General features: G+C 69.8%; 15 protein-coding genes. All 15 read left to right on the forward strand.

Annotation, left to right across the window (positions count from 1 at the left end; all coding sequences use genetic code 11):
* Positions 1-4: 4 nt before the first annotated feature.
* On the forward strand, positions 5-331 hold the full coding sequence (locus ABTW72_RS22660) for an antibiotic biosynthesis monooxygenase family protein (protein ID WP_210781784.1): 327 nt from the start codon (positions 5-7) through the stop codon (positions 329-331).
* Positions 324-1,946, forward strand: coding sequence for an FAD-dependent oxidoreductase (locus ABTW72_RS22665; protein ID WP_350861614.1), 1,623 nt, complete (start codon positions 324-326; stop codon positions 1,944-1,946). The genes ABTW72_RS22660 and ABTW72_RS22665 overlap by 8 nt, the downstream gene beginning before the upstream one ends.
* Before the next feature lie 22 nt (positions 1,947-1,968).
* Positions 1,969-2,292: a TcmI family type II polyketide cyclase gene (locus ABTW72_RS22670; RefSeq protein WP_350861835.1), complete on the forward strand. Its 324-nt coding sequence runs from the start codon at positions 1,969-1,971 to the stop codon at positions 2,290-2,292.
* Positions 2,289-3,296 carry a class I SAM-dependent methyltransferase gene (locus ABTW72_RS22675; protein WP_350861616.1) on the forward strand — a complete coding sequence of 336 codons (1,008 nt, stop codon included), beginning with the start codon at positions 2,289-2,291 and terminating at the stop codon, positions 3,294-3,296. The genes ABTW72_RS22670 and ABTW72_RS22675 overlap by 4 nt, the downstream gene beginning before the upstream one ends.
* A 2-nt stretch (positions 3,297-3,298) precedes the next feature.
* A complete protein-coding gene (locus ABTW72_RS22680) occupies positions 3,299-3,760 on the forward strand; it encodes a cupin domain-containing protein (protein WP_350861618.1) in 462 nt (153 codons plus the stop codon).
* Positions 3,757-4,014 carry an acyl carrier protein gene (locus ABTW72_RS22685; protein ID WP_091394916.1) on the forward strand — a complete coding sequence of 86 codons (258 nt, stop codon included), beginning with the start codon at positions 3,757-3,759 and terminating at the stop codon, positions 4,012-4,014. Before ABTW72_RS22680 ends, ABTW72_RS22685 begins: the two co-directional genes overlap by 4 nt.
* Positions 4,015-4,018: 4 nt before the next feature.
* Complete coding sequence (locus ABTW72_RS22690; RefSeq protein ID WP_210857530.1) at positions 4,019-4,489, forward strand: SRPBCC family protein; 471 nt, start codon at positions 4,019-4,021, stop codon at positions 4,487-4,489.
* Positions 4,486-6,147, forward strand: coding sequence for an acetyl-CoA carboxylase carboxyltransferase subunit alpha (locus ABTW72_RS22695; protein WP_350861620.1), 1,662 nt, complete (start codon positions 4,486-4,488; stop codon positions 6,145-6,147). The genes ABTW72_RS22690 and ABTW72_RS22695 overlap by 4 nt, the downstream gene beginning before the upstream one ends.
* Complete coding sequence (locus tag ABTW72_RS22700; protein ID WP_350861622.1) at positions 6,134-6,571, forward strand: acetyl-CoA carboxylase biotin carboxyl carrier protein; 438 nt, start codon at positions 6,134-6,136, stop codon at positions 6,569-6,571. Before ABTW72_RS22695 ends, ABTW72_RS22700 begins: the two co-directional genes overlap by 14 nt.
* Before the next feature lie 4 nt (positions 6,572-6,575).
* On the forward strand, positions 6,576-7,961 hold the full coding sequence (locus ABTW72_RS22705) for an acetyl-CoA carboxylase biotin carboxylase subunit (protein WP_091394905.1): 1,386 nt from the start codon (positions 6,576-6,578) through the stop codon (positions 7,959-7,961).
* Positions 7,962-8,115: 154 nt separating this feature from the next.
* Positions 8,116-9,579 carry a peroxidase family protein gene (locus ABTW72_RS22710; protein ID WP_350861624.1) on the forward strand — a complete coding sequence of 488 codons (1,464 nt, stop codon included), beginning with the start codon at positions 8,116-8,118 and terminating at the stop codon, positions 9,577-9,579.
* Between the two features lie 116 nt (positions 9,580-9,695).
* On the forward strand, positions 9,696-11,141 hold the full coding sequence (ahcY, locus tag ABTW72_RS22715; protein WP_350861626.1) for an adenosylhomocysteinase: 1,446 nt from the start codon (positions 9,696-9,698) through the stop codon (positions 11,139-11,141).
* Between the two features lie 14 nt (positions 11,142-11,155).
* Positions 11,156-12,133 (forward strand): carbohydrate kinase family protein, encoded by a 978-nt coding sequence (locus ABTW72_RS22720; protein WP_350861628.1) that lies wholly within the window; start codon positions 11,156-11,158, stop codon positions 12,131-12,133.
* A gap of 109 nt (positions 12,134-12,242) precedes the next feature.
* On the forward strand, positions 12,243-15,122 hold the full coding sequence (locus ABTW72_RS22725; RefSeq protein WP_350861630.1) for an AfsR/SARP family transcriptional regulator: 2,880 nt from the start codon (positions 12,243-12,245) through the stop codon (positions 15,120-15,122).
* A gap of 160 nt (positions 15,123-15,282) precedes the next feature.
* Positions 15,283-16,656: a glycoside hydrolase family 6 protein gene (locus ABTW72_RS22730; protein ID WP_350861632.1), complete on the forward strand. Its 1,374-nt coding sequence runs from the start codon at positions 15,283-15,285 to the stop codon at positions 16,654-16,656.
* Positions 16,657-16,665: the final 9 nt, after the last annotated feature.

Genomic DNA, 16,665 nt, shown 5'->3' on the forward strand with positions numbered 1-16,665 from the left:
CGCAATGGCACACATCGGCATCGACCAGCCGGTCGTGACGATGGTCAACGTCTTCACCGTCGAGCCGGCCAACCAGCAGAAGCTCGTCGACATCCTGATCGAGGCGACCGACGCGGTGATGTCCAAGGTCGACGGGTTCGTGTCGGCGAACATCCACGCCAGCCTCGACGGGACCCGGGTCGTCAACTACGCGCAGTGGAAGAGCGAAGAGCACTTCACCGCGATGCTCCAGAACCCCGAGGTCCACCCCCACTTCGGCGAGGTACGCGCGATCGCCACGCCGGAACGCCACCTCTACAAAGTCGTCTACACGGAGGACGCTCATGTCTGACGGAAGCACCGACGTCCTGATCGTCGGCGGCGGCCCGGTCGGCTTGTCGACCGCGCTCTTCCTGGCCCGCAAGGGGATCCGGCCGATCCTGGTCGAACGTCGGCCCCGGCTGTCGACGATCCCCCGCGCGACCGGTCTGCACGCCCGCACCGTGGAGATCTTCCGCACCGTCGGCCTGGAGCCGGCCGTGCAGCAGGCCGGCATGAAGATCGTCGGGCCGGGTGCCGAACTCGACCTCGTCCGCGCCGGCCGCGCCACGCCACTGGTCATGCTCGGCGCCCAGTCGCTGGCCGACCTCCACAAGTCCTTCGTCATGGAGGCGCACGACGTCGACTACGACAAGTTCACGCCGAGCTGGCCGATCTGGTGCGGCCAGGACCACTACGAGCCGCTGCTCCACGACGCCGCCGTCGAGGCGGGGGCGGAGATCCGCTTCCAGAACGAGCTGGTCGGGCTGACCCAGGACCAGGACGGGGTGACCGCCACCGTCAACGACAACGGCACGACACGCACCATCCGGGCGCGCTACGTCGTCGCCGCCGACGGCGTGAAGAGCCCCGTCCGCGACCTGCTTCAGATCGGAAACCGCAGCAACGGCGTCGCCGGGAACTTCGTCAGCATCATCTTCCGCGCCAAGGTCGACCTGCCCGAGTCGGCACCCCGGTTCACGCTGATCTACCTGATGAACCAGCTGGCCCAGGGTCTGCTGCTCTTCATCGAGCCGGGGCGGTGGATGTTCGGCGTCAACTACTACCCCGAGCGGGGTCAGTCGCCGGCCGACTTCACGCCGGAACGCTGCGTCGAGCTGGCCCGGATCGCGGCCGGTGACCCCGAGCTGGAGGTCGAGGTCGAGTCGGCCCAGCCCTGGGACGCGCGGCACATGGTCGCCGACGCGTACCAGTCGGGGCGGGTCTTCCTCGCCGGCGACGCCTGTCACGCCCACCCGCCGGCCGGCGGCTTCGGCGTCAACGCGGGCATCCAGGACGCGCACAACCTGGCGTGGAAGCTCGCCGACGTGCTTCACGGGCACGCCGACGAGAGCCTGCTCGACTCCTACGAAGCCGAGCGTCGTCCGGTCGGCGCGGCGACCGCCGACCAGGCGTGGATGCTCTTCCGCACCCGGGGTCAGCTCGCCGACGAGGACAAGGCGGCCTATCGGGACTTCGTCATCGTGACGATGGGCTACCGGTACACCTCGAACGCGATCGTCGGCGCGCCCGCCGACACCGAGCTGCTGCCCCGCGAGCTGACCTTCACCGGCCAACCCGGATCGCGTGCCCCGCACGGCTGGGTCGACCGCGACGGCGCTCGGGTCTCCACGATCGACGTGCTGACCGAGGGCTGGACGTTGGCCACCGCTCCCGGCGACGACACCTGGCTCGCGGCGGCCGAGGCCGTCTCGGCGGAGACCGGGCTTCCGATCAAGGCGCTGACCGCCGGCCCCGACGGTGACCTCGCCGACGACGGGTCGTGGCTCGCGAGCTGTGGCGTCGGCCCCGGCGGGGCACTGCTGGTACGCCCCGACGGCATCGTGGCCTGGCGCAGCGCCGGCCCGGTCGACGACCAGGCGCAGACCCTGACCGCCGCCCTGGCCACGATCCTGCGGGGGGCGTGAGCACATGTCCTACCGCGCCCTCATGGTCATGCGGATGGCACCCAGCCACGCCGACGCGGTCGCCGAGCTCTTCGCCGAGCACGACAAGGGCGACATGCCCTACGTCGTCGGCATCTCGCGGCGCACGCTCTTCCGCTACCAGGACCTCTACATGCACCTGCTCGAGGCCGACACCGACGTCTTCGACAAACTCCTCGCGGCCCGAGCCCGTGCGGACTTCCAGGAGGTCAACCGGCGCCTCTCGGCCTACCTGCAGCGCTACGCGCCGGACAGCATGACCGAGTTGCAGGACTCGTTGGCCACGCCCTTCTACACCTGGAGCCCCGAGACAGGGAGCATCACGTGACGCTGACCCGCCGCGACATCAACGACATGATGCAGGCATACAAGAAGACGAGCCTGCTGCGTACCGGGGTCGAGCTGGGCGTTTTCGACGCGCTCGCTGGGGGCCCGGCCACGGCCGGCGAGCTCGCTCCGAAGCTCGGCATCCACCCGCGGGGCGCGCGCATCCTGCTCGACGCGCTCACCGCGATCCGCCTCACGGACCGGACCGGCGAGCACTTCTCGCTCACCCCGGCGGCCGCCGACCACCTGGTCAGCACCCGTCCCGACTACCTGGGCGGAATGGTCAAGGTGATGTCGAGCGACTGGGAGTGGGATGCGCTGCGCGACCTCAGCGCCGCCGTACGGGCCGGCGGCACCGTGCTCGACGTGCACGCCGAGACCCCGGAGTACACCTACTGGGAGGACTTCGCCGCGTACGCGACGAAGGTCGCCCAGCCGACCGCCGAGGTGATGGCCGAGGCGCTCGCGCCGTGGACGAAGGAGCGCGCCGAGCTCGACATCCTCGATGTCGCCTGCGGCCACGGCGTCTACGGCTACACGCTCGCGCAGCACAACCCGCAGGCGGCGGTGACCTCGCTGGACTGGCCCAACGTGCTCGCCGTGACGGAGAAGCACGCCGAGCGGCTCGGCGTACGCGACCGGGCGTCGTTCCTGCCGGGTGACATGTTCACCACCGATCTCGGTGGCCCCTACGACGTCGTTCTGCTCACCAACGTCACCCACCACTTCTCCGAGGAGCGGGTGCACGAGCTGGTGAACCGGCTCGGTTCCGTGGTCAAGCCGGGTGGACGGTTGGTCATCGTCGGCTTCACCACGGGCGACGAGTCGCCGGCACTGGACCCGGCGCCGTACCTCTTCTCGGTGCTGATGTTGGTCTGGACCTTCGAGGGGGAGTCGCACTCCGTCGCCGCCTACAACCGGGCCCTCGCCGCGGCGGGCTTCGGCCCGGCCACCGTCCATCCGACGGACCTGCCGTTCCGAGTGCTCGTCGCAGAGAAGGGATGACAATGCATCGGCAACCGATCGTGAAGGTCGCCGCCACCGACGTGCCCGGCATCAACCGGATCGGCGGCGAGGTGCGGATCCTGCTCAGCCCGAAGACCGTCGACGCGACGGAGGGCTTCATGGGCACGGTGCGCCTGGAGCCGGGCGAGTTCCTGGCGGAGCAGTACAACCCGTACTCCGACAAGTTCTGTTATCTGGTGCGCGGCGAGGTCGTGATCCGGGTCGACGGCGCAGAGGTCAAGCTCGCGGCCGACGAGGCTCTCATGGTCCGTCGCGGCCAGCGGCACCGCATCGTCAACGCCGGTGCCGAGACCGCGCTGATCGTGTTCCAGATCAGCCCGCTCGCGCCGCGTCCCGAGCTGGGCCACGTCGACACCGAGGAGGTCCCGCACCCCGAGTCGCCGGTGCCGCAGGTCGGCGGCGTGCGCGACGGGTGGCAACGACCGACGGGAGGAAACTCATGAGCCAGCTGACCCTCGACGACCTGCGTCGGATCCTGGAGACCAGTTCCGGTGTGGTCGAGCAGACCGACTGGGCCGATCCGGCGACGCTCGACGCGCCGTTCGACGACCTCGGCTACGACTCGCTCGCGCTGTTGGAGCTGGCGGCGCGGGTGCAGCAGGAGTACGAGGTGCGCATCCCCGACGACGCCGTGTCGATCATGAAGACGCCGCGACTTGCCGTCGACTACGTCAACCAACGACTCGCGGATCGGTGACCCCATGGCCGGACACACGGACAACGCGGTCGTCATCAACGCACCGTTCGACCTCGTCTGGGACCTGACCAACGACATCCCCAACTGGCCCTCCCTGTTCAGCGAGTACGCCAGCACCGAAGTGCTCTCGACGTCCGCCGACGGGGCCGTCGTCTTCCGCCTGACCATGCACCCCGACCCGGCCGGCCGGGTCTGGAGCTGGGTCTCCGAGCGGGTGCCCGACCGTGCCGACCGGGTGGTGCGGGCACGGCGGCTGGAGACGGGCGCCTTCAAGTACATGAACCTGTTCTGGGAATACACCGAGATCCCGGACGGCGGCGTGCGGATGCGATGGGTACAGGACTTCGAGATGCGGCCGGGCGGGCACGCCGACGACGAGGGCATGACCGCCCACCTCAACCGGACCACACGTGAGCAGCAGGCACGCATCCGGGAGATCGTGGAGAAGGCCGCGGCCGAACGCGGGCAGTCATGACCGCCACCGTCAACACGCCCGTCGGCAAGAGCTGGCTTGTCTGCCCGGGCTGCCGGGCGCTGCTCTACCAGCGTCGGGTCGAGCGCAACCTGGGCGTCTGCCCGGAGTGCGACCACCACGACCAGGTCACCGCGCACCAGCGGATCGAGCAGCTCTTCGATCTCGACTCGGTCGAGGAGCTGCCACCGGTCGATGCCGTCGGTGATCCGCTCGGGTTCGTCGACACCAGGCCCTACCCGCAACGGATCGAGGCGGCCCGTCGGCGCACCGGGCTCGACGAGGCGGTCGTCTGCGTCCGCGGCACTGTCGAGGGGCAGCCGTTGATAGCGGCGGTCATGGACTTCCGGTTCCTCGGCGGCAGCCTCGGCGCGGGCGTCGGCGAGCGGATCACCCGGGCCGCCGAGTTGGCGCTCGAAACCCGTACGCCGCTGCTGATCGTCAGCGCCTCCGGCGGCGCCCGGATGCAGGAGGGCGCGCTGTCGCTCATGCAGATGGCCAAGACGAGCGCGGCGCTCGGAGCCCTCGACGAGGCCGGGGTGTTGACGATCTCGCTGGTCAGCGACCCGACCTACGGTGGCGTCGCGGCATCGTTCGCGACGCTTTGCGACGTCATTCTCGCCGAGCCCGGGGCGCGCCTCGGCTTCGCCGGGCCGAGGGTCATCCAGCAGACGCTGCGTCAGCCGCTGCCGGCCGGCTTCCAGACCGCCGAGTACCTCTTCGCCCGCGGCATGCTCGACGACCTGGTGCCCCGGTCGAACCTGCGGTCGACGATCGGCCGGCTGCTGGCCTTCGCGGGGGCCGACCGGTCCGTGCCGGATCCCTACCCGGTACGGGCCACCACGCCCCCGCAGTCGGCGGACCCGTGGGCGGTCGTGGCGCTGTCCCGCGATCTCGGCCGACCCTCCACACTCGACTACATCGGCCACTTCGTGGACGGTTTCGTGGAACTGCACGGCGACCGGCTGGCCAGTGACTGCCCGGCGATCGTCGGCGGCGTCGGTCTGATCGACGGCCGGCCCACAGTGGTGATCGGCCACCAGAAGGGCCACACGGTCGCCGAGGTGGCCAGCCGCAACTTCGGCATGGCGACACCGGCCGGCTATCGCAAGGCGGCCCGACTGATGCGCCTGGCCGAGAAGCTCGGCACGCCGATCGTGACGCTGATCGACACGCCCGGCGCCTACCACGGCATCTCGGCGGAGGAGAACGGGCAGGCCCTCGCCATCGCCGACAGCATCCGGCTGATGGCCGGGCTGACGGTTCCCGTCGTCGCCATCGTGACCGGTGAGGGCGGCAGTGGAGGCGCGCTCGCCCTCGGCGTCGGCAACCGGGTGCTGATGCTCGCCAACGCGACGTACTCGGTGATCAGCCCGGAAGGCTGCGCCGCGATCCTCTGGAACGACTCCGGTCGGGCCGACGAGGCCGCCGCGCAGCTCAAGCTCCAGGCCGGTGACCTGCTGGCGCTCGGCATCGTCGACGGGGTGGTTCCGGAACCACCCGGCGGGGCACCGGCCGATCCCGGGGCGACCGCGTCGGCCGTACACCGGGCGGTTGTCGACGCGTTCGCGGAGTTGGCCGGTCTCAACCGCGAGGAGGTGCGGGCCCATCGCCGGGCCCGCTTCCGACAGATCGGAGGTTTGACGAATGCCGGAGGGTAACGCCGACCCGCTGGATGCCGCGGTCCGCAGTCTCGCGCGGCTGATCGGGTCGACGCCAGGTCCGGTCCGCCGCGCCCGGCTCCAGCACGGCGATCTGGTGGTCGAGGTGGAGTGGCCGGACGGGCCACCCGGAGTGGCGGCGGTCCCGGCGGTCCCACCGGTGGAGGCCGACGCCGGTCTGCACTACGTGTGCGCGCCGATGGTCGCGACGCTCTACCTCGCGCCGTCGCCCGGCGCTGACCCGTTCGTCCGTGAGGGCGACCAGGTCGTGCCCGGCCAGCAGGTCGCGATCCTCGAAGCGATGAAGATGATGATCCCGGTCGAAGCCGACCGCGCGGGCGAGGTCGTGAAGGTGCTGGTGCCCAACGCGACCCCGGTCGAGTACGGCGAACGGTTGATCGCCTTAGCTGTGTCGGAGGGCTGACCCAGTGTTCGAGTCGGTGCTGATCGCCAACCGGGGCGAGATCGCGGTCCGGATCGCCCGGACCTGCCGGGAGATGGGGCTGCGTACCGTGGCGGTCTACTCGACCGTCGACCGGGACTCGGCGGTGGTGCGGCTGGCCGACGAAGCCGTCCAGATCGGGCCGGGTCCCAGTCGGCGCAGCTACTTGAGCGCCCCGGCCATCATCGAGGCGGCCCGCCGTACGGGGGCCGACGCCATCCACCCGGGCTACGGATTCCTCTCCGAGGACCCGGACTTCGCCGAGATCTGCGAGGCCGACGGGATCACGTTCATCGGGCCGCCGCCCGCCGTGATGGCCGCGCTGGGCGACAAGGCCCGGACGCGGGGCATCATGGCGGGCCTCGGCCTGCCCGTACTCCCCGGCACGACCGACGCCGTCGAGTCGGCGGCCCACGCCCGCGCTGTCGCCGAGGAGATCGGCTTCCCGCTGATCATCAAGGCGGTCGCCGGTGGCGGCGGTCGGGGCGTACGGGTGGTCCGCGACCCGGCCTCGTTCCTGGGCGAGTTCGCCGCCGCGCGGGCCGAGGCGCAGCTGCTCTTCGGCGACAACCGGGTCTACATCGAGCGTTACCTCGAGTCGGCCCGCCACGTCGAGGTGCAGGTGCTCACCGACCGCTACGGCAACGGCATCCACCTCGGCGAGCGCGACTGCTCGGTGCAGCGGCGTCACCAGAAGCTGATCGAGGAGTCGCCAGCGCCCGGGTTGCCGCAACACATGGTCGACCGGATGACCGCCGCCGCGGTCACCGGCGCGCTCGGTGTCGGCTACGTGGGCGCGGGCACCTTCGAGTTCCTGGTCGGCGGTGGGGACGACTTCCACCTCATGGAGGTCAACTGCCGGCTCCAGGTCGAACACCCGGTCTCCGAGCTGGTGACCGGCGTCGACCTGGTGCGGCAACAGATCCTCGTCGCGGCCGGCGAACGGCTCGCGCTGACCCAGGCCGACGTGACGCCGCGCGGCACCGCGATCGAGTGTCGCCTCAACGTCGAAGATCCGGCGCGCGGCTTCGTACCGACGCCGGGTGAGCTGACCCGCTTCGACCTGCCCGCCGGCCCGTTCGTCCGGGTCGACACGCACGGGTACGCCGGCTACCGGGTTCCGGCCGACTACGACTCCCTCCTCGCGAAGGTGGTCGTCTGGGCGCCCGACCGCACCCAGGCCCTGGCCCGGATGGCCCGCGCCCTCGACGAGTGCGCCGTCGAAGGGCCAGGTGTGGCCACCACCCGCGACTTCCTCCGATCGACGCTCGACCACCCGCTGTTCCGCGCCGCGAAACACGACACCTCGCTGGTCGACACCATGCTCACCGGCCTCCAGCCGGACACCACCGAAGCTCCAGGGCGCCACTAACCGAAGGGTTCACACTGCTGCCGGTTCGCGGGTTCGCGGCCCGTGCGTCCACGCGGGCGCCCGCGGACGGAAGGTGGCCGACATGGCAATTGACAACGCTTCTCGAGGTGTCAGCCGACGGCGATTATTGGCCGGAGTCGGCGCGGGGGCGCTCGTGGCCGGCACCGGGGGAGCCCTGCTCGACGCGACGCCCGCGGCGGCCGCGTTCTCCAACCGGTTCGGCCGGATGTTCCCGTCGCTGCCGGCGTTCGGGTCCGCGACGACCCAGATGCGGAACGCGCTGATCGACCTGTCGCGCGTCGGCGGCCCGATGGACGCCCGCGACCCGCTCAACGTCGGTGCGGAGGCGCTCGCCGACCAGCAGCAGCACAGCATCAACAACCCCGACAACTTCTCGATCCCGCAGGGCATGACGTACTTCGGGCAGTTCGTCGACCACGATCTGGCCTTCGAGACGACGGCGCCGCTGGGTACGCCGGTCGACCCGACCACGGTGCCGAACCCACGGACGCCGGCCCTCGACCTCGACTCGCTCTACGGTGGCGGGCCGACCGGGAACCCGGAGCTGTACAACTCCGCCGATCCCGCCAAACTCAAGATCGAGTCGGGCGGGCGCTTCGAAGACCTGCCGCGCAACTCCAGCGGCAGGGCGATCGTCTTCGACCCCCGCAACGACGAGAACCTGCCGATCGCGCAGATCACGGCCGCGTTCATCCTCTTCCACAACCGGGTGGTCGACCTGGTGCGCGCACAGGGCACACCGGCGGCGCAGGTCTTCGGTGCCGCCCGGCAACTCGTCACCTGGCACTACCAGTGGATCGTGCTCAACGAGTTCCTTCCGCTGATCGCCGGCCCGGGCACGGTCTCCACAGTGCTCAACGGAGGTCGCCGCTTCTACCGGCCGGAGCCGAACGCGACGTTCATCCCGGTCGAGTTCACCGCGGCGGCGTTCCGCTTCGGCCACAGCCAGCCACGACCGGCCTACCTGGTCAACCGCACCGGCAACGGTGGCGACGAGTTCTACGCCATGCTCTTCGACCCGGCGCTGAGCGGCGCCGACCCGGCCGACCTGCGCGGCGGGAAGCGGGCCGCCCGTCGCTACCTCGACTACCAGTTCTGGTTCCAGTTCTTCGACGGCCAGGTGCGCTGGAGCAAGTGGATCGACGTCCGCAACTCGACGCCGCTGTTCGGCTTCCCGCTGCCCCCGCCACCGTCCGGCTCGCCGTCGGCCAACCTGCTCGGACGCGACCTGCTCCGTCAGCTCACCTTCGGCATCCCGTCGGGCCAGCGGATCGCCGCCCACATCGGGGCGCCCGCACTGGGCAGCTTCAACTTCCCGGAGCTCAGTGGGTACGGCCTCGGCCTGGACTCCAACACCCCGCTCTTCTACTACATCCTCAAGGAGGCACAGCTCCAGGCCGGCGGAGGTTCGTTGGGCGCGGTAGGTGGGCGAATCGTGGCAGAGGTGCTCATCGGCATCGCCCAGCTCGACCCGGCGAGCTACCTGAAGGTGCAGCCCAACTGGCGTCCGACCCTGCCTGCCCGCTTCTCGGGCCAGTTCACGATGGCCGACCTGCTGACGTACGCCCGGGTCGACCCGGCCAGCCGCAACTCCTGACGGCGCCTGCTCCGCACCCGGGCCCGCCGTGGCCGGGCGTGGCTCGGTGTGCGGAGCATGAGCCCGGTTGAACGGGCCTCCAACGGTCCTCGACGCGGGTGGGGGAGGGTGCGGGCATGACTGGCGACTTCAGCGATTTCAAGGTGGCGGATCTGTCGTTGGCGGCCTTCGGGCGTAAGGAGATCGAGCTGGCCGAGCATGAGATGCCGGGTCTGATGTCGATCCGGAGGGAGTTCGCCTCGCGGCAGCCGTTGAAGGGTGCGCGGATCACCGGCTCGCTGCACATGACGATCCAGACGGCAGTGTTGATCGAGACGTTGGTGGCGCTCGGCGCGCAGGTCCGTTGGGCGTCCTGCAACATCTTCTCCACCCAGGACCACGCGGCGGCGGCGATCGTGGTCGGCCCGACCGGCACCCCGGACGCCCCGGCGGGTGTCCCGGTCTACGCCTGGAAGGGCGAGTCCCTCGACGAGTACTGGTGGTGCACCCAGCAGGTGCTGCTCTGGCCGGACGGGCAGGGCCCGAACATGATCCTCGACGATGGTGGTGACGCCACACTGCTGGTGCACAAGGGCGCCGAGTTCGAGGCCATCGGCGCGGTACCGTCGCCGGAGAGCGCCGACTCGGAGGAGTACGAGGTCATCCTCGGTGTGTTGACGCGGTCGCTGCGGGAGGACAACCGCCGCTGGACGCGGGTCGCCGCCGGGATCAAGGGCGTGACCGAGGAGACCACGACCGGCGTGCACCGGCTGTACGAGATGCAGCAGGCAGGGAGCCTGCTGTTCCCGGCGATCAACGTGAACGACTCGGTGACGAAGAGCAAGTTCGACAACAAGTACGGTTGCCGGCACTCGCTGATCGACGGGATCAACCGGGCCACCGATGTGCTGATCGGCGGGAAGGTCGCCGTGGTGTTCGGCTACGGCGACGTCGGCAAGGGCTGCGCCGAGAGCCTGCGCGGTCAGGGTGCGCGGGTCATCGTGACCGAGGTGGATCCGATCTGCGCCCTCCAGGCGGCGATGGACGGCTACCAGGTCGCGACAATCGACGACGTGGTCGAGACCGCGGACATCTTCGTGACCGCCACCGGCTGCTTCAGCGTGATCACCAACGAGCACATGGCACGGATGAAGCACCAGGCGATCGTGGGAAACATCGGCCACTTCGACAACGAGATCGACATGGCCGGTCTCGCCAGACGCGGGGACGTCGAGCGGATCACCGTGAAGCCCCAGGTGGATGAATGGCGGTTCGCGGACGGCCACTCGATCATCGTGCTGTCCGAGGGCCGGCTGTTGAACCTGGGCAACGCCACCGGGCATCCGAGCTTCGTGATGTCGAACAGCTTCGCCAACCAGACCATCGCGCAGATCGAGCTGTTCACCAGCACCGACCAGTACCCGGTCGGCGTGCACACTCTCCCCAAGCACCTGGACGAGAAGGTGGCCCGACTCCACCTCTCCGCGCTGGGTGTCCGCCTCACCGAACTGACCAAGGAACAAGCCAACTACCTTGGCGTCCCGGTCGAAGGGCCCTACAAGCCCGACCACTACCGCTACTGAGAGGGCCCGTCCGCATGATCGCCGTATCCGGCTCGATCGCGACCGACCATCTGATGCGTTTTCCGGGGCGGTTCGCCGAGCAACTCATCGCCGGCAGCCTCGACACCGTCTCGCTCTCGTTCCTCGTCGACGACCTGGTCGTCCGGCGCGGCGGGGTCGCGGCCAACATCGCCTTCGGGCTCGCTCAACTCGGGCACCGGCCGGTGCTGCTCGGCGCGGTCGGTGGCGACTTCGGCGACTACCGCAGCTGGCTGGAACGGCACGGGGTCGACTGCTCGGAGGTGCAGGTCAGCTCCGTCGCACACACCGCCCGGTTCATCTGCACCACCGACACCGACCTCTGCCAGATCGCGTCGTTCTATCCCGGCGCGATGGGTGAGCCCGACCGGATCAGCCTCGACGGTGTCGCCGCGCGGGCCGGCGGGCTCGGGCTCGTCATCGTCGCCGCGGAGAACCCGGACACGATGCTCGCCCGCGCCGCCGCCTGCCGCCGGCTGGGCCTGCCCTTCGCCGCCGACCCGTCACAGCAGCTGGCCCGGATGCCCTCGGCCGACATCGAGGCGATGATCAGCGGTGCTCACTACCTCTTGACCAACGAGTACGAGGCGGCGCTGCTGGAGTCGAAGACCGGGCTGAGCGAAGACGACATCCTGCGCCGCGTGGGCGTGCGGGTCGTGACCCTGGGTGCCAACGGGGTACGCGTCACCGGGCAGGAGGGTGACTTCCTGGTCCCGGCGGCGCGGGTGGGCCGCATCGTCGACCCGACCGGTGTCGGCGACGGCTTCCGGGCCGGCTTCTTCGCCGCGCTCGCCGCCGACCTGCCCATCGAGCGCGCGGCGCAGGTGGGCTGCGTACTGGCGGCGCACGTGCTGGAGGTCGAGGGCCCGCAGGAATACACGGTCGACGCCGACGCTTTCGAACGCCGCATCGCCGACTCCTACGGCCCGGACGTCGCGGTCGACGTGCGGGCGCTGGGGCTGGCTCGGGTCTGACCGGGCCAGTCGGAGGGCGAGCCACTGTTCCTGCGGTGGCCCGTCCCCGAGCGGTCTTCAGGAGATGTACGACGACCAGTAAAGCGCGATCTTGACACTCTGATACCAGATGACTACCCTACGGGCCGATCTGCACAACGGGGGTGTCATCGTGGCGGTGCCGATCGACTTCATGGTGCTCGGGCCCCTGGAGGTTCGCGCTGGCGGCCGACGCGTTGAGCTGGGCGGCGAGCGGCAGCGAAGGCTGCTGGCCGGTCTGCTCCTCCGCCACGGTCAGCTGGTGTCCGCCGCGGACCTGATCGCCGTCGCCTGGAGCGGGGATCCGCCCGCCACAGCTCGCAACCAGATCCACAGCGGAATTTGGCAGCTGCGTCGCACACTTGATCGCTACGGTGCGGCGCACCTGCTGGATGGTGAGCGCGCCAACTACCGGCTTCGGGTCGACGCGAGTCAGCTGGACCTCGCCCGATTCAAGGACGCCGTGTCCGAGGGGCGACGCCTCGTGGCGCTCGATGACAAGCGCAAGGCCGCCGTCGTGCTACGTCAGGCGGTGTCGATGTGGCGGGGTGCCGCGCTCGCGGATCTGAACGGAATCGTGCTGGAGCGCGAGGCGGCCGTGTTGGAGGAGATGCGCATCGCGGTTCTCGAAGAGTGTCTGGAGTGCGAGCTGACCTTTGGCGGCGGGGCCGCCGTGGTCGCCGAACTGACTGATCTGGTGGCGAGACATCCGCTGCGCGAGCGGCTCGCGGCCATGCTGATGACCGGCCTCTACCAGTCCGGGCGGCAGGCCGAGGCGATCGAGGCGTACCAGCGCGTCGCCGCCACGCTCGCCGATGAACTGGGCGTCGACCCGGGCGACGAGCTGCGTAAGAGGTACGAGGCGATTCTTCGGCAAGACCGGGCCCTCGACCCGTCGACGCGTCCCGAGAGCGTCACCCTTGCGTCCGGCGCCGGTACGACACCTGTTCGCCCAGCTCAACTTCCTCTGCAAGGGGCCCTGTTCGTCGGCCGTTCCGCCAGTCTGGCCGAGTTGGATGCGGCGCTGGCGACCGATCCCACTGACCAGCCGCACCCGACGGTCCTGTCCATCGTGGGCCATGCCGGTGTCGGCAAGACCGCGCTGGCCGTCCGTTGGGCACATCGGGTCCGCGACCGTTTCCCGGACGGGCAACTCTTTGTGAACCTGGACGGGTTCGGCCCGGACGGAACGGCGGCCCTCAAGCCCACCGACGTCCTGCGAGACTTCCTGGAAGCGTTGCACGTTCCACCAGACCGGATACCTCCCGGGCTCAACGCCCAGGTGGGTCTCTACCGCAGTGTCCTGGCCGACCGACGGGTACTGGTCGTCCTGGACAACGCCCACGATGCGGCACAGGTGCGCCCGCTGCTGCCGGGCAGCCCGTCCTGCCTGGTCGTGGTCACCAGCCGGAACCGGCTCACCGGACTCGTCGTGAACGAAGGAGCTCAACCCGTCTCGCTCGGCATGCTGACCGAGGTGGAAGCGCACGAGTTGCTCACCCGCCGACTCGGCGTCGCCCGGGTCGTGCGGGACGCGGGAGCCGTCGACGAGATCATCCGCCGGTGCGCAGGACTACCCCTGGCGCTGGCCATCGTCGCGGCGCGTGCCGCCACCGACGCCCAGCTCTCGATCGAGGTCCTCGCCAGTCGCCTCGGGAGCGGCGGGGACCTGGACGTCCTTGCCGGCGACGATCCGCGGTCCGACCTCCGGACTGTTCTCTCCGGCTCCTACCGCGCTCTCGGCCCCGAACACGCCCGACTGTTTCGCCTGCTCGGCCTGCACCACGGCCTGGAGATGGCCGTCTCGACCTGCGCCAGCCTGGCCGGCCTGCCGCTGGACCAGACCAGCCGACTGCTGGCCGACCTCGTAGCCGTCCACATGGTCGAGCGGCGTTCGACCGACCGGTACGCGCTCCACGATCTCCTGCGCGCATACGCGCGCGAACTCGTCAACGTGCACGAGACCGAGCGCGATCTGCGCGCCGCGCGGCATCGGATGCTCGATCACTACCTGCACACCGCCCATGTCGCCGATCGCCTGATCTATCCGCACCGGCGTGACTCGATAGACCTCGCAGCGCCGCGGCCCGGCGTGACAACGGAGGTTCTCACCGACAGCGACGCGGCGTTCGCCTGGTACACGCACGAACGGCGGGCACTCGTCGCGGCCGTCGACATGGCAGCCTCGAACGGGTTCGATGCGCACGCTTGGCAACTGGGCTGGACACTGACCACCTTTCTCAACCGATGCGGGTGGTGGCACGAGTGGGCTGCGGTCGAGGCCACCGGTCTCGTCGCTGCGCAGCGACTGAAGGACCGCAGGGCCGAGGCCCGCTGCCATCGCGGCCTCGCCAACGCCCACACCCGCCTGGGGCACTACGAACGTGCCCGCCAGCACCACGGGTCTGCCTTGAAGCTGTACGTCGAGATCAGGGACCGGACCGGACAGGCGCAGGTCCACAGCAATTTGTCCTGGTTGGCCGAGCGCCAGGGAAGCTACCGTGACGCGCTGGCACACGCCGAACAGATGCTGCACCTCCATCGGCATGCGGGCCCCGAATCTGGTGAGGCCAGCGCACTCAACGCGGTCGGGTGGTATCACAGCCTGCTGGGCGACCACACCCGCGCTCTTGACTACTGCGGACGGGCCGTTGCTCTCATGCAACGCTTGGGCGACCGCCACGGTGAGGCGTACGTGTGGGACAGCCTGGCGCATGTCCACCACCAACGGGGCGACCACGCCCAGGCACTCTCCTGTGGGCGGCGTGCGGTCAACCTTTCTGCGGAGGTCGGCGAGACCACCCTCCAGGCCAGCGCGCTGGCCCGCCTCGGCGACACCTACGAAGCCGCGGGTGACCTGGCCTCCGCGTGGAAGGTGTGGCATCAGGCCTTGGATGTCTATGACGGACGTGACGAGGTGCAGGCGGCAGCCATTCGAGAAAAGCTGAAGGTCAGCATCTACGGCTCCTGACTGCCTACCAGTCGTGACATCCAGACACGGACCCCCAAACACGGGCATCTGACTCATCGACGAGTGCCCACACCTTGGCAGCGGTGCGTGCCTCCGCTAACGTCCTTGGGAACGCTCCCATGAACTTAGATACATCTATGTGATCTGGAGGCAACACGTCGTGGCTATCCTCTCCTCGCTCCGCCGCAGATCGGCGGCCATCAGCGTGGCGGCCGTCGCGGGCGCCACCGCCGTCGGCGTCTGCCTCGCCGTCAGCAGCGCCTCCGCCGGCACGCTGTCCGGGTCGCTCTACCGTGACCCGAGTTCGGCCGTCGTCCGCTGGGTGGCCGCCAACCCCGGCGACTCGCGTACGGCCGTCATCCGCGACAAGATCGCGAGTCAGCCGCAGGCGCGCTGGTTCGCCAACTTCAACCCCTCGACCGTGCAGTCCGAGGTCTCCGGATACATCGGCGCCGCCAACGCGGCGCAGCAGATCCCGGTCCTGGCCGTCTACGAGATCCCCAACCGGGACTGCGGCGGGGCCAGCGCCGGTGGGGCGCCGGACCTCAACCAGTACCAGACGTGGGTGTCCAACTTCGCCAGGGGACTGGGCAACCAGACCGTCATCATCATTCTGGAAACCGACTCGCTCGCTCTGCTGACGTGCCTGAGCGCCGCCGAGATCGACGCGCGCAACCAGGCGATCTCGACGGCCACCCGGACCATCAAGTCGGGCAACCCCAACGCCAAGGTGTACCTCGACGGCGGCCACTCCACCTGGAACAGCGCGGGTGAGACGGCAAACCGGCTCCGGGCGGCCGGCGTGCAGTACGCCGACGGCTTCTTCACCAACGTGTCGAACTACAACTCGACCTCCAGCGAGGCGAACTTCGGTCGGGCGGTCATCTCCTCCCTCAACGGCATGGGGATCTCCGGCAAGCGCCAGGTCATCGACACCAGCCGCAACGGGGGCGCCAGCGGGGACTGGTGCGGCGACGACAACACCGACCGGCGCATCGGGCAGTACCCGACGACAAACACCGGCGATGCCAACATCGACGCGTACCTGTGGGTGAAGCCGCCGGGAGAGGCGGACGGCTGCCGCTTCACGGCCGGTTCGTTCCAGCCCGACCTGGCCTTCAGCCTGGCCAACGGCGCGCCCAACCCGCCCACCACCACTCCGCCGACGACCACTCCGCCGACCACGACCCCGCCCACGACCACTCCGCCGACCACCCCTCCGCCGACCACCACTCCGCCGGCCGGTGACGGCTGCTACGCGTCGATCGCGGTCAACCAGTGGGCTGGCGGTTTCACCGCGAGCGTGACGGTCACCGCCGGCAAGTCGGACATCAATGGCTGGACCGTGACCGTCCCGCTGCCCGGCGGCGCGGTCACCAGCGCCTGGAACGCGCAGGTCAGCGGCACCAGCGGAACCGTAGGGTTCACCAACGTGAGCTACAACGGACGAGTTCTCGGCCGGCAGTCGACCACCTTCGGCTTCCAGGGCACCGGCACCGGCCCGGGCGTGTTGGCCGACTGTGTGACCAGCTGACCCCAGCCG

This window comes from Micromonospora sp. NPDC127501, assembly GCF_040302185.1.
Classification (GTDB): domain Bacteria; phylum Actinomycetota; class Actinomycetes; order Mycobacteriales; family Micromonosporaceae; genus Micromonospora.